The sequence below is a fragment of the Kosakonia sp. Marseille-Q7440 genome (assembly GCF_965119485.1).
Genome location: NZ_CBCPLT010000001.1, coordinates 1480889 through 1493655 on the forward strand (window position 1 = coordinate 1480889; position 12767 = coordinate 1493655).

The 12767-nt window shown below is 43.0% G+C and carries 12 protein-coding genes and 1 tRNA gene; 4 read left to right on the plus strand and 9 right to left on the minus strand.

Features of this window, described 5'->3' with window-relative positions; genetic code table 11:
• Positions 1-18: 18 nt before the first annotated feature.
• Positions 19-300 (plus strand): acylphosphatase, encoded by a 282-nt coding sequence (gene yccX, locus ACWPW2_RS06700; protein WP_023481878.1) that lies wholly within the window; start codon positions 19-21, stop codon positions 298-300.
• Here the strand turns inward: yccX and tusE are convergent.
• Together tusE and yccA are read right to left on the minus strand one after the other, a co-directional pair.
• Entirely contained in the window at positions 297-626 is a 330-nt protein-coding gene (gene tusE / locus ACWPW2_RS06705; protein ID WP_454121980.1) for a sulfurtransferase TusE, read from the minus strand. The genes yccX and tusE overlap by 4 nt on opposite strands.
• Before the next feature lie 88 nt (positions 627-714).
• Entirely contained in the window at positions 715-1374 is a 660-nt protein-coding gene (gene yccA, locus ACWPW2_RS06710) for an FtsH protease modulator YccA (protein ID WP_023481827.1), read from the minus strand.
• A gap of 268 nt (positions 1375-1642) precedes the next feature.
• On the opposite strand from yccA, the gene ACWPW2_RS06715 reads away from it, so the two are divergent.
• Both ACWPW2_RS06715 and ACWPW2_RS06720 read left to right on the plus strand, forming a co-directional pair.
• Positions 1643-3271 (plus strand): ABC transporter substrate-binding protein, encoded by a 1629-nt coding sequence (locus ACWPW2_RS06715; protein ID WP_454121983.1) that lies wholly within the window; start codon positions 1643-1645, stop codon positions 3269-3271.
• A gap of 139 nt (positions 3272-3410) precedes the next feature.
• A tRNA-Ser gene (locus tag ACWPW2_RS06720) sits at positions 3411-3498 on the plus strand.
• A 114-nt stretch (positions 3499-3612) separates the two neighbouring features.
• Here the strand turns inward: ACWPW2_RS06720 and ACWPW2_RS06725 are convergent.
• From ACWPW2_RS06725 to ecpA, 7 genes are all read right to left on the minus strand, one after another.
• On the minus strand, positions 3613-4092 hold the full coding sequence (locus tag ACWPW2_RS06725; RefSeq protein ID WP_454121985.1) for a hypothetical protein: 480 nt from the start codon (positions 4090-4092) through the stop codon (positions 3613-3615).
• Positions 4085-4951 (minus strand): winged helix-turn-helix domain-containing protein, encoded by an 867-nt coding sequence (locus ACWPW2_RS06730; RefSeq protein WP_279791906.1) that lies wholly within the window; start codon positions 4949-4951, stop codon positions 4085-4087. The genes ACWPW2_RS06725 and ACWPW2_RS06730 overlap by 8 nt, the downstream gene beginning before the upstream one ends.
• Positions 4952-5242: 291 nt before the next feature.
• Positions 5243-5965 carry a fimbria/pilus periplasmic chaperone gene (locus ACWPW2_RS06735; RefSeq protein ID WP_034813946.1) on the minus strand — a complete coding sequence of 241 codons (723 nt, stop codon included), beginning with the start codon at positions 5963-5965 and terminating at the stop codon, positions 5243-5245.
• Entirely contained in the window at positions 5910-7550 is a 1641-nt protein-coding gene (gene ecpD / locus ACWPW2_RS06740; protein WP_454121988.1) for a fimbrial adhesin EcpD, read from the minus strand. The genes ACWPW2_RS06735 and ecpD overlap by 56 nt, the downstream gene beginning before the upstream one ends.
• Positions 7540-10071 (minus strand): CS1-pili formation C-terminal domain-containing protein, encoded by a 2532-nt coding sequence (locus tag ACWPW2_RS06745; RefSeq protein WP_454121990.1) that lies wholly within the window; start codon positions 10069-10071, stop codon positions 7540-7542. Before ACWPW2_RS06745 ends, ecpD begins: the two co-directional genes overlap by 11 nt.
• Before the next feature lie 18 nt (positions 10072-10089).
• Entirely contained in the window at positions 10090-10758 is a 669-nt protein-coding gene (locus tag ACWPW2_RS06750; protein WP_023481619.1) for an EcpB family pilus assembly chaperone, read from the minus strand.
• 53 nt (positions 10759-10811) lie between these two features.
• The gene (gene ecpA / locus ACWPW2_RS06755) at positions 10812-11393 is read right to left on the minus strand and encodes a common pilus major fimbrillin subunit EcpA (protein WP_023481615.1); all 582 of its coding nucleotides are present in this window, start codon (positions 11391-11393) and stop codon (positions 10812-10814) included.
• A 1100-nt stretch (positions 11394-12493) separates the two neighbouring features.
• On the opposite strand from ecpA, the gene ACWPW2_RS06760 reads away from it, so the two are divergent.
• Entirely contained in the window at positions 12494-12727 is a 234-nt protein-coding gene (locus ACWPW2_RS06760) for a hypothetical protein (RefSeq protein ID WP_454121993.1), read from the plus strand.
• Positions 12728-12767 lie beyond the last annotated feature (40 nt).

Genomic DNA, 12767 nt, shown 5'->3' on the forward strand with positions numbered 1-12767 from the left:
CATTGATGGAGATAAGATATGGCTCAAGTTTGCACAATCGCCTGGGTATATGGCAGCGTACAGGGCGTTGGATTTCGCTACACCACGCAACACGAAGCGCAGCGTCTGGGATTGGTCGGATATGCGCGAAATCTGGATGACGGCAGTGTTGAGGTGGTTGCCTGCGGTGAGGCTGAGAATGTCAACAAACTGATCGAGTGGTTAAAAGCGGGTGGGCCGCGTAGCGCGCGGGTCGATAAGGTTTTGACCGAGCCTCATCAACCCGACAGAGAGTGGAGCGATTTTGGGATCCGCTACTAGATGCACTTAACCGGTTTAGGCAGGCCTGCAATTTTCGTGGCCTGTTTAGCCGGCCCTTTTGGAAAGAGACGATAGAGATAGCGACTGTTGCCTTTCTCTTCGCCATATTTATTGGCCATTGCCTTTACTAACATGCGAATCGCAGGCGAAGTATTGAACTCCAGATAAAAGTCGCGCACGAAACGCACCACTTCCCAATGCTCCGGGGAGAGAGAAATGCTCTCCGTCTCTGCGATCGCCTCTGCCAGAGCTTCGCTCCACAGCGATGTCTCTTTCAGATAGCCTTCGCTATCTGTTTCAATTTCTTTACCTTCAAAGATCAACATAGTTTCCACAACGGCTGTTTATGACGGCGGGAGTGTAACAAAAAACAAGGCCCCGCATAAGCGGGGCCTGATTGAGAAGGGGTCGTCGTTAGTCTCTGCTGGCGAAACCCAGAATGCTAAGCAGGCTGACAAAAATGTTGTACAGCGATACATAGAGGCTCACGGTCGCACGAATATAGTTCGTTTCGCCACCATGAATAATGTTGCTGGTTTCATACAAAATCGCGCCAGTTGAGATCAAGATAAACACTGCGCTAATTGCCAGGTGCAGGGCAGGGAGCTGAAGGAAAATATTCGCAACCATCCCGATCAGCACAACCACGATACCCGCCATCAGCATACCGCCAAGGAAGGACATATCCTTGCGGGTTGTCAGCACATAGGCTGAACAGCAGAAAAAGACCAACGCGGTACCGCCGAGCGCCAGCGCAATGACGTCACCCATGCCGGCAGACAAATACGCGTTCAGCATTGGGCCGAGGATATACCCAAGGAAGCCGGTAAAAGCAAACGCAGCAATAATACCGCTCGGCTTATTCGCCAGTTTGTAGGTTAAGAACATCAAACCATACATCCCCACCAGCGTCAGGATAAGACCCGGCGAAGGGAGCATCAGTACGGTACTTGCAGTTGCTGTGATCGCAGAAAAAGCCAGTGTCAGACTGAGCAGAAAATAGGTATTACGAAGAACTTTGTGCGTGCTCAGCAGGGAGCTGCGGTCACGCGAAGAAGTAATTAGACGATCCATAAGCCACTCTCTTATGACGGATGTAATTAGAAGTGGAGTCTAGGAAAGTCTTGCTTGCTGTAAAAGTCGTTTTACCCATCTTTACTCATCGCAGCAGCTGCTGACGCCTGTTTTATCGATAAAAAATGTGATTAGAAGATTCTGGGAACAAATGTGATGTAGAGCCATATTTATCTCTTATATCGCTCGAAATGTTTTGCCGTCTAATCTTTAGCACGTTAAGAGTGTAATTGCGTCGGTATATAACAAATTTCAAAGGCGAATGGATATGAAACCACAAACACTAAACAACATTACTCACGTTTTATTTGCAGTCGGGATGATGTGCGCAACGACACAGGTTTACGCGGCAAGCGTACCCGCGGGGGTTGAACTGGCGGCAAAACAGGAATTAGTGCGCAACAACGGCAGCGAGCCGGCATCGCTGGATCCGCACAAAGTCGAGAGTGACATTGAGTTTAACATTATTCGCGATATGTTCGACGGGCTGCTGACAGTCAAAAAGGATGGCTCTATCGAACCGCTTTTAGCCGAAAAATGGGAAAACAAAAATAACACTGTCTGGACATTTCATTTACGCCCGGGGATCACCTGGTCGGATGGTACGGCGATTACTGCAAAGGATGTAGTCTGGAGCTGGCAGCGTCTTGTTGACCCGAAAACGGCGTCTCCTTACGCCAGCTATCCGGGCAATATGCATATCCTCAACGCAGCTGATATCTCACAAGGTAAAAAGCCAGTTGATTCATTGGGTGTCAAAGCAGTGGATGACTCGACTCTCGAGGTAACTCTGACTCAACCGACTGCCTCTTTTTTACCTATGTTGGCGCATCCCTCACTGGTTCCAATCGATCAAGTGCTTGTTAACCGCTTCGGAGATAAGTGGACAAAACCAGAACATATCGTGACCAGCGGGGCTTATAAAGTTACCGACTGGGTAGTCAACGAACGCATTGTGGCGGAACGTAACACTCGCTACTGGAACAATAAGGCGACAGTGATTAATAAAGTTACCTACCTCCCCATTAGCGCGGAAACTGCGGATGTGAACCGCTTCAAGGCCGGGGAAATTGATATTACTTACACAATTCCTGTGAATCAGTTTGCCCAGCTACGTAAAACGTTTGGCGAGCAGGTCAGCGTTGAGCCTCAACTGGCAACCTACTATTACGAGTTCAATACCACTAAACCCCCCTTCAACGATCCACGCCTGCGCCGCGCGCTCAATATGGGGTTAGATAAAGATATTATTGCTGACAAAGTGATGGCGCAGGGCCAAAGGCCGGCATGGGTCATCAGCCAGCCAGAGATCGGCGGAGTTAAGTTATCTCCGCCAGATTATTCAACATGGCCTCGCGAAAAACGCCTCGCAGAGGCGAAGAAATTGTTAAACGAGGCAGGCTTTAATGAAGCGCACCCTTTGAGTTTTAACCTTCTCTACAACACGATGGAGACGCATCAACGTATTGCCATTGCTGCCAGCTCAATGTGGAAAAAAAATCTTGGAGTAGAGGCAAAACTGCAGAATCAGGAATGGAAAACAATGCTGGATACGATGCATACCGGCAATTTTGACGCTGTGCGCTACGCATGGATCGCAGATTACGATGATGCAGCAACCTTCCTGAATAACTTCCGTACCGGAAGTAGTGAGAATACAAGCAAGTACAGCAATTCGGCCTATGATGAGGCGCTGGATAATGCGGCGAAGGCGAAAGATGTTGCTGAGCGAGGAAAATATTATCAGCAAGCAGAAGACATTCTGGCGCGTGATGTACCGGCAATACCGGTTTACCACTATGTACGCACACATTTGGTGAAACCATGGGTGGGTGGTTTCAATCCCGATCCGCTGGGTTACTACCTTACTCAGGATATGTACATCAAAAAGCACTAGATCTATATCGTAGCCGCTTCTTTATTGAGCACTATGTTGATGTTTAGAGCGATTAACGTGTGTTTGAACGTTTTTCGCGCAAACGAACATTATCACGCTTTACATGAAGGGCGAGGATGTTTATAGTGCGCCTCACACCGGAAGTGTGGCCGAGCGGTTGAAGGCACCGGTCTTGAAAACCGGCGACCCGAAAGGGTTCCAGAGTTCGAATCTCTGCGCTTCCGCCATATCTGATAAGGGGTTACCGAAAGGTAACCCCTTGTTTTTTTTGCTTCGCAAGAAAGCCCCGCTATACGCCACTTAAAAACTATTAAAGAGCCAGCTTACGGCTTTATCGCCAATCACCTGGTACAGACAAACAAAGGTCGTTTACCGACACTGAATAGAAAACTGCTACTTCCTTGCGGTTGAATTGCATAATTTACCCGCCTGTTAGGGTAGACATAAAAGGCCGGCAGGACAGTAGCGATAACATCTTCAGGTAAAGTTTCAACGTTATCGACCTTATTAATATTGGTTGATAAAAGGTGAAAAGTGTTTTTGTTCTCAACCCACGTATAAGCAACATCCCTCCTTATCGTGTCCTCCATATAGTTGGGATGACGGTAACGCCCGCTGACAGAGACGATACCGCTGTGGGTTCGTCTGTTGTACATAAAGTCGAGTGTCAAATTAGCTTGCGCATCCTTGTTAAAAACAACAACAACCGCCGTGCAGGTTTCCGCAGCGCGGGAGTGCGTCGTTACCATGAGGTACAGATAGCCGAATCCGAAACCTGCAAACAGAAAAATTATTAATAAGCTAACCCTCTTTTTAGTCATCTCGGTTTATTCCAGTAATATGGAGAGAGATACATCCTGGCGAAGATTCCGTTGTATATTTTTTTTTACAAGCTAGCGCGGTCAAAGTGGGTGAGGTTACGGAAAGAGGGAAATAGACCCAGGGATAGCTTTTGCAACTCAATCCCGTATTCAGAATTAAGGTTTTGTATTTTGAATAGGGATTATTGTTATCATGAATGTCATTCCTGGTGTGAAGATGACAGCCGCTGTCCGTTTCTGTAAGCGTATAAGTGTTAAAGAAGGCAGGTTCAGCATGCTTGTACCAAATGAAGCTCGTGACAATGAAACCAGTGACAAAAGAGATAAGAACCAGCAGGAGAGGTAAAAGTAATTTCTTAATTCTATTGTCATCTTCGCCAGGTAATGGTTGGGAAGCCGGAGGTAACCCAGGCTCGGGTGAAGCATCTACATCCTCTGAAACTACACTCCTTTCGGGAAGAGCAGGGCTCGGGACGTCAAGAGTGGGAAGTTCAATCTTGTTATCTGTCCTGACAATATCATCCTGTTTAATGATTCTGACGCCATCATCAATTTGAAAGCCTTTACGAGGGATGGTGGCGATGAGTTTTTGATCCGTATCGCCCACTGCACGCAGTCCGCGGCGGACAATAGAAATATTCTGATAGAGGGTATTGGCGGGAACCAACATACCTTCCTCTTCCCATACTTTCTTGAAAAAATCTTGCTGTAAGACAATTTCGGGAGAGGCTTCAAGTAATAATAGAAGACACCGACTTGCTGGTGTGGTTAAGATCACACTCACTTCAGGGTTTTTAAGGGAGGTTAATTTCTTTAAAACGGGCCTGAATTCAATATATTCGTTTATAATCCAGTGCATATGCCTATCAACGCAGCCAGAGCTGAGTTCCTTATCAACATTCCATATTTAAGACAGTCATTACTCCATCCGGTAATTTCAACATGATGGGAGAGCAATTTCCATATTTTTTTATGACTTAAATGAATATTGATTAGGTGGCTTTAAGATCTCAAATCATCAATTTTCTTATATGAAAGCTTAACGTGATGAATGCTGAAATGAATTTCTTGTTAAATTCAGAATCTATTTGCTTATGCGTGGGTGGCTGAACGGATAATAAACATTAAAAATATAAACTTCAGTGATGAGTTAGGAGCATTTATCATGTACTTTTATAAAGGCCTCGTTATAAAGTATGAATATTTCACCTGCCTTTTTAACGTGACCACTGTTGAGTTTCTCTCCAGGCCGGAGATACCATGTTGTACTGGCATCCTCACTGGCTCCACATCCAGGTTTTAATAGCAACTTAAACCAGGTGTTTCCTTTATTAGCTACCTCTCCTTTAGAATGATCCAGAGACCATTTGAAATTTATCTTACGAGGTCTCACGACAAGAATTGTGTCCATTACTATCACCGGCACCATACTTATGATGCTGTCATTAGCGCTCTTTGATGTTCTGTTTTGAGGTGGGATCTCTTCGAATGCAACACGGTAGTAACGTTCTTTATCATCTGCAGGACCATGATAATAAAACTTGAAGAAATCACTCTCCCCTGATTGCAGCATCATCTGTCGTGGTGCAAACAATAGCTCCCCATCAGCAGGTTGAGAATAAACTTCAGAAGTGCCTGGGCTGTCAATCGCCCTGATACTTATACGATAAAGGCGAGGGGATTTATTATTATTTACCACCAGTTTAGCAAACATACTACTTTCGGCATCAATCGAAAAGGTTTGATTGCCGACATAAATGGCATTTGCAAAAAATGGCGTTAGCAAGAAAATAAAGCAGAAATAGTTTATCAATTTTTTAATTAACATTGCGCCAGGTCGCCTTAATTCTAATTTCTCCCGATGCGCTAACATCCCCGAACCATGTTGAATCATTTAATGTATAGAGAGAGCGCTCATCGTTCATGGGAATGGAGAAGCGAACATTTGATTTATTCATCAACCCCATTGCCCCGTTTGAGCTAAACCATGGTGTTGATAACCAAAACGCATCAGTCATATCGCGCCATAGCCCATCGCAGCCGACATCGTATGTTTTATTAACCCCATTTCTGGTTTTATACGTTAACGATGCGGGAAAAGGAACCTGAGTCAGATTTTTGAATGATTTAAATATACACCAGGAACGCCCATGGATCTTTTGTGTTGGGCCTGTCACGCTAATTAGTACTTCATCAGCGGAAGTTTTACCGTTTGTCGTGACGATATAATCAAAATCAAGTGAAGGGCTGTTTCTACCAATTCTCCCGGAGCGGGAGGGGTGTTGGACATAATCAGTAGAAATTATGCTCACACTAAACTCTCTCGGCTTGATGATAAGCTGACTGGAAGTGGAAAACTCATACCAGCCTGATTCAGGTGCAAGAGCGTTATGCATTCTGAAATTAAAAAGATCGTTAGTGTTACTGTCGCTGATGCCCAATTTAATCATCTGCTTGAAAAAATTATGGGAAAAGAAAATATAAATACTTTTTTTTCCTTTCATTTCGTTAAATGTGAAGTAATGACTTGTTTTACTCACGGTCTTCCATGTGTTGCTGTCCAGACTAAATTGCATATCCGCGGTATTAATCGCAGATTCGAGTGCAGGTTTGTTTATTGATGGAAAGACTTTTATTGTGGAGTTGCTCATTCCATTGTCACGTAAGGAATAGGTGAGCATTTTGCAGGCCAGACCGGAAAGCTTTCCAATAACCAGGGGATAACAGCCAGAGTTGCCTTCGCCAAGTGTTGGAACACCATCGCTGTTAATGAAGACTTCTGAAATACCGTTAGTGTTCTCAAACTTCAGATGAGCGCCTTTTGTATAAGACACTTTGCGAACGTACCAGTTACCAGAGCCCATATAGCGGCAGCGTTGACCAGATTTAGCGCTATAACTTTCTACAGTAGTACAAGTGTTAATGGTCATGGTGAAGTTACTTCCCACGGAAGCATTATTCAGATAATGATAAAATTGATCGCTCATCATCCCATGCATCCATTTAGCTCCTCCTGATGGTACAGACACGCCATAAAATCCTGCCGCATCTGTAGCTTCTGGCAAAATCAAGCTCGTCGCCATATCGCAGCCTTTGTACCAGTTAATGCAGCGTAACCCAGTAATTAAATGGGATGTCGGCGCGTTTTCCAGCCACATATCGAAACGACGGTTGCTCAACAAAAGCGTATTATAGCCATTGTCAATATAACCAAGACTCTGCTGATAAATAGTTCCGGAACCATTGTATTTTAGTCCCGTCCAGCGGTTGGAGCCCGTCATTCGTGGATCCAGCACACCAGTAGGAGTAACAAAAAAATTATCGTTGTTATTATTTTCTACGAAAACATATTCACGAGTAGGCGCGTCGGAAAAGACTGTTTTGGTAATGGCTTCTGCAATATTAACTTTTAAGAAGACTAAAACAAAAGCTAGGAACCAATATGAATTAACCTTCATTAGCCTCTCCATCAACCATTGTACTGGCGAACGTTTTCAACCCCTGGCAAATAATATCGCCTACCCAAACTGCACCTCGAGCATTACTAATATCAAGATCTGCTTCGCAAAGTTTGTTGTCGTCGTAGTTGAAATCAACAGTAGGAAATTTTTTATCAATATCCATCACGAACTCGCCATTACTATCCGTGCGTGTTCTCCCTATGTGATTATTAATGTGGGCATTAGCAAGCAGTGTTCCGTCCTCTGCGCGTATCCGGCCCGAAACGGTTACCATCTGTTTGATTTCAGGCACCATTGTTACAACATTGCCTGGATAGAGTGTAAATTGACCTTTTCTACCATTTGCAATGTTATAGCTATCGATAGATTTTTTACTATTAAGAATCTCAATTTCATAACGTGAGTAAGGATCCAAAGGAAGGTAGTTACGTTCACCCAGCAATGGGAAAAGACGACCATTAACCCTTGCAGTGAGTTGGCCATCATGTTCAATGTCAGTACGTAATATCACGCCAGCGTTACCCTCAGTGCTGCCGCTCATACCTATCTCACTTCCTTGCCAGCCGATGCTACCATTAGCCGTAAAGTTTGTGCTTAAGTATCCATCAAGGCCGCTATTGACACTTAATGTACCTGTTGAAAAACGATTCTCATATTTCGTCCATGCAGTGGCACTTAAATTCTTATTATTACTATTTTTTCCAGAAATACCGCGGGAAATATCGGCACCAATAGCTTGTATAGCATCACCCTCCTCGAACTGCTTCTGAGCTGAAATGTTTGCCATAGCATAGCCATTCTGTTGTGTTATGCCGGCTCGAAAAGCGCTTCCGAGCGGGAGCAGAAAATCAAAAGCAACATATTTTTGCATGCGCACTGCTTGCCGGCTATTGCTGTGTTGGTAGCGTTGCATGCCCGCGCGTAGTCCTAATGAACCAAACTGTCCGTTGTAAAGGGTCTGCGTATAATCAGCAGTATAATAATGGCTATTATGTTGGCGATCTTTGTTATAACTTGCACTTAAGGAACCTAGCGGAGCCCAAAGCGCGCTGAGATTTAATGATGCGCCAATTGCGATATTAGTAGCATCGCTGCGCCGAAGGGTATTTCCTATTGATGTTTTTTCCTGGCTTAACCATATAGAACTAAATTTTCCGGGCATAGTTGCATTTAGACTACTAATGGAACTCCAGGACCCATCTGTAGCTAACATATTTTGCATGCTGATCTGTAAAGTTTCGGTAATAGGCCATGAGAGCTGAAGTTCTCCGACAGTCACTGAGTCATAGTTGTATGCTGAAGCCATCCAGGCTAACGCATTAAGCCCACCGGAAGTGGACAAGCCTAGCAGAAGACTATTTTTAGCTTTCTGGACATCCCTTTCGCCGGTCTCCCATCGCTCCATATGTATATTGCCTCCCCAAAATTGCCAGCGGAATGGCATTCCCGCAGATTTACCTCGCGCAAAAAGCTTGTTAACACGTTGAATAGTTTGGCTCATATGTTGACCGTTAACGATCACATCGACTTTGATATCGTAAATTCCATAGGGGAGGCCGCTGGTGTCAACCTCATGACTGCCCATACTGAAGTTCTGTACGCTGAGAAGTTTACCCTCCCGGGAAAGATGAACTTCGCCAGCAGAGGGCAAGAAAACAATGACGGGGATAACGGAGTGCGAATCATTGAAGACCGTTGACTGCGCATGATTGCCCCAGGAAAAACCATAGATTTTTCCAGAAGGAAGCGCAGTGACCGATCCAAGAGACTGTAAGTTCCAGGAGTCTAACATGCCACCAGCAAGTCTATAGCCTGAAAAATCACGTTCGTACATGGCACGATAGAGTTGAGCCTGTTGGGAATTCGATCCCAGGCCGTATACAGTGCCATTCATCATTAAATGGTGCTCTTTCAACGCTGTAACAGAATCGAATGAAAGATAATTTGAAGTACTACTGTCTCCTCCCTTCATCTTATTGTTATAAATGCCAAAGTTATAACTAAGTGTACTACTCAGATTTGCTGCACTTGAATCACCGATATCCTCGAGTTTAGGGCGAAAAAGGGTTTTAAGTGCTTGCTGAGTGACAATCATTTGCAACGTAAGTTGCTGGAAGTTTAGATACAACCAGGCATTAGCGGTAAGGGGTATTTTAGACTCTTCATTAAATGGAATATCTTTGAGACTATTAATTTTTGACCGTGTGAGATCATTTAAAGACGCATTGCCATTCTGATCTTCAAGCTCGATTAAACGTACTTTTACCATATTATCATCGAGCCAAATGGAAGCTGTGCCGATACGCTGATCATCCTGTGTACCAGAAACCCCATTTAGATGGATGTATAATGGGATACTCATACCATCTTGTAATGCTTTTCTAAAGGCATCAGGAACCATGATGCCGGCGACATGTAAACTCTGAAGAGGAGAAGAATTAACTTCATTCATGCCAGCAAAGAAAATGACTGTATAAGTAACGCAAGCTTGAAGGATTTTATTCTCGACAATGCGCACAGACAACATCTCCCAAAACTATTTGACTGAAACGAAATGATTCTCTTGCCAAAATGCTACGCGGCCACTTTTATCTGCAACATTTACTCGCGTGAATGTTCGCGACTTTCCGGGCATAAGATAGTAATTTTCTTTGCAAGACTCCCCATCAGCTGGTTTCAAGCATGGGCCATAGGCGATAATACGTAATGTCGCATTTCCTGGATTGGTGATTTTTCCTGCTGAATATTTATATTCGTACTTTGCTTTACGAGGCGCGACAACCAATATAGAACTAATAAGCGCTGACGCTGTGGCAACAGCATGACGCTTCGCGTTGCTCCTTTTACCTTCGCTCAACGATTGATCGGACCAAAGAATCCGGTAATAACGTTCTTTATCGTCAGCGGGTCCTTTATAGAAAAAACGGATAGTCTCATTGCTTTTAGCGGGAAGTAATAAACTTCCTGGTGTCAAAAGAAGTTCGTTTCTACTCTCCATAGGAATGATGCTACCTCCCTCTAAAGGGTTGGTTATTCTTTCAACTCTGATATTAATAAGGCGTCCTGTATCAGTGGAGTTTTTTATCTCTTTACTGATAACAGAGCTGTCGCTATACATAAAAGAGGATATATCACCAATGTCTAACGCATAAGCCGGCATCATTACAGTTAAAGAAAGGTTACACGCAAAAAAAATTTTTTTCATAATTCATTCTCCTAAAAAAAAAGGAGCGGTCCCTCGCTCCTCAATTAATGGAATTAGCTAGTCCAGGTTGCATCAAACTGGACGCTAACATCGCCACTCCAGATACCTTCTGGCAATACGCTCAAATCAGTTGCAGGCGTTGTGCCGTCAGTAGTTGCATTTGCAATTGAGAATGTAAATGCATCCTGACCAGCAAAGCGACCTGCTTTATTATAATTAGAAGCAATATTGCTCAGACCACCACTTTTACCTGTAACGGTGTCAACAAGAACTGTATCAGACGTTTTATCGACCGCATTACCGAAGTAATTAACTCCAACATTCAGCGTTGACCCTGATCCATCAAGCTGCGTTAGCGTGTTACTTACTAATCGTGAGGTTAGTTTGAATGCCGTTGCGCTTGAATCTCCTTCAATTGCAACGTCAAAAAGACCTTTTTGAGTATTGAACCCTTTAACGCCCTCAGCGTATTGGAATGAAAGGCTTCCCAGAGGCGTTACAACTAATTTACTGGTAGTATCTTTCTTTGCTGTTGCGGACCATGTCGCCACAGCTTGTGCTGTAGTATCGGCTGCCTGAACTGCACCCATGCTAAAAGAAGACAACAATGCAAGCGCTAAAATTTTACGTTTCATAAATGCACCTTACTCTTAATGGTTTTAACCTTGAAGGTTCCTTGTATTAACAAGGCTTTTTTCTAGTCGGAATTCACTACTATGTAATCCGATTAAAAGAAGCTAAAGGATATAACTTGCATAAGTGTGCTAATAACAAGTCAATACTGTACATTTACGCTCGATAGCGAACAAGTGAACACTCGAATCAATCGCAATCTCACGTAAAGCCACTGCTTCCGACGAAAATAATAACCTTGACGCAAAATGATTGGGTAGTAATAAATTGTTATCTAACCAATAAATAATATGTGTTAAATTATTGATCTCTTTTTACATGGGGGAATGCGGTTTCCTGCTGCGTTGATAACATTTTCGTAGCGTATAGATGTCACATTGATAAGATCTCTTATCCCTTTTTAAGAACAGCATAAGCATTATTTAAATGATGTATTTATTATTTAAGAAATATATCATGCCATTTCCTTTTAAGAACTCAAGCCCCGATGTTGATTTCACAAAATAATATAAATGTTAAGCATGTGGCTATGTGGAAGAGTTCTTATGCTAACAGTGCAATCTCTATGGGATTATATAGCCAGAGGAAAGCTAAGTACTCATTTTTGCTACTCATGTGAATTTTTTAATATAGGGTGTTTTTGCTAGTGAAAAATCCATGTTAATTATGTGAAAGGTTCTTAAATTCATGAGTGCTATGTTTGTTTTGCATAATGCTTTGAATTAAATGATAAAATAGAAATTCACCTTAAATTTCTCTAGTAAGTGCCAGGCTTTTTTTTAAGGATAATTCACTTGTTTTAATGCGTTCTTTAGCAATAATTAAAAAATTCCTATTAGCTCTTCAGGATTTAGAAGGGTGTAAGATAAATACACGTCTGTCGTTACTTAAACTTAGTCAGGAACGTGTATTATTTTTTTTGTATGGCTAGTTCAATTTCGCATGCTGAAATTAGCGTTAAGATAAATATCGGAGCTCCAGTGTCAGGATACTTTTAATCTGCATAACGAGTTTAGATGCCTGCATGAAGTACTTAAAAAGTCGATTTAGTAAGCGACTAAACTCATCTTAATAAGTTGCATAAATTATAGGTAGGAAATCAATGAAAGGTGAAAGAAAAACACGGGTTTTGATGAGATTCAATCCAGTAGCGGCATCTATTCTACTCGCTCTACCGGTTTTTGCTCAAGCAGCCGATCTTAATATCAAAAATGGTACTATAGCAAATTCAAATGGCGTACCCGTAATCAATATTGCCAATCCAAATGATAATGGCCTTTCTCATAACGTTTATGATGATTTCAATGTTGGTAAGAACGGCGTAATTATTCAATAATAGCTCTTCTGGTACAAATACTGTAATTGGGGGAGCCATC

Excerpts from the sequence above, each read along its gene's own strand:
- yccX (WP_023481878.1), top strand. The coding sequence starts at position 19 with ATGGCTCAAGTTTGCACAATCGCCTGGGTATATGGCAGCGTACAGGGC.
- tusE (WP_454121980.1), bottom strand. The coding sequence starts at position 626 with ATGTTGATCTTTGAAGGTAAAGAAATTGAAACAGATAGCGAAGGCTAT.
- yccA (WP_023481827.1), bottom strand. The coding sequence starts at position 1,374 with ATGGATCGTCTAATTACTTCTTCGCGTGACCGCAGCTCCCTGCTGAGC.
- ACWPW2_RS06715 (WP_454121983.1), top strand. The coding sequence starts at position 1,643 with ATGAAACCACAAACACTAAACAACATTACTCACGTTTTATTTGCAGTC.
- ACWPW2_RS06725 (WP_454121985.1), bottom strand. The coding sequence starts at position 4,092 with ATGACTAAAAAGAGGGTTAGCTTATTAATAATTTTTCTGTTTGCAGGT.
- ACWPW2_RS06730 (WP_279791906.1), bottom strand. The coding sequence starts at position 4,951 with ATGCACTGGATTATAAACGAATATATTGAATTCAGGCCCGTTTTAAAG.
- ACWPW2_RS06735 (WP_034813946.1), bottom strand. The coding sequence starts at position 5,965 with ATGTTAGCGCATCGGGAGAAATTAGAATTAAGGCGACCTGGCGCAATG.
- ecpD (WP_454121988.1), bottom strand. The coding sequence starts at position 7,550 with ATGAAGGTTAATTCATATTGGTTCCTAGCTTTTGTTTTAGTCTTCTTA.
- ACWPW2_RS06750 (WP_023481619.1), bottom strand. The coding sequence starts at position 10,758 with ATGAAAAAAATTTTTTTTGCGTGTAACCTTTCTTTAACTGTAATGATG.
- ecpA (WP_023481615.1), bottom strand. The coding sequence starts at position 11,393 with ATGAAACGTAAAATTTTAGCGCTTGCATTGTTGTCTTCTTTTAGCATG.
- ACWPW2_RS06760 (WP_454121993.1), top strand. The coding sequence starts at position 12,494 with ATGAAAGGTGAAAGAAAAACACGGGTTTTGATGAGATTCAATCCAGTA.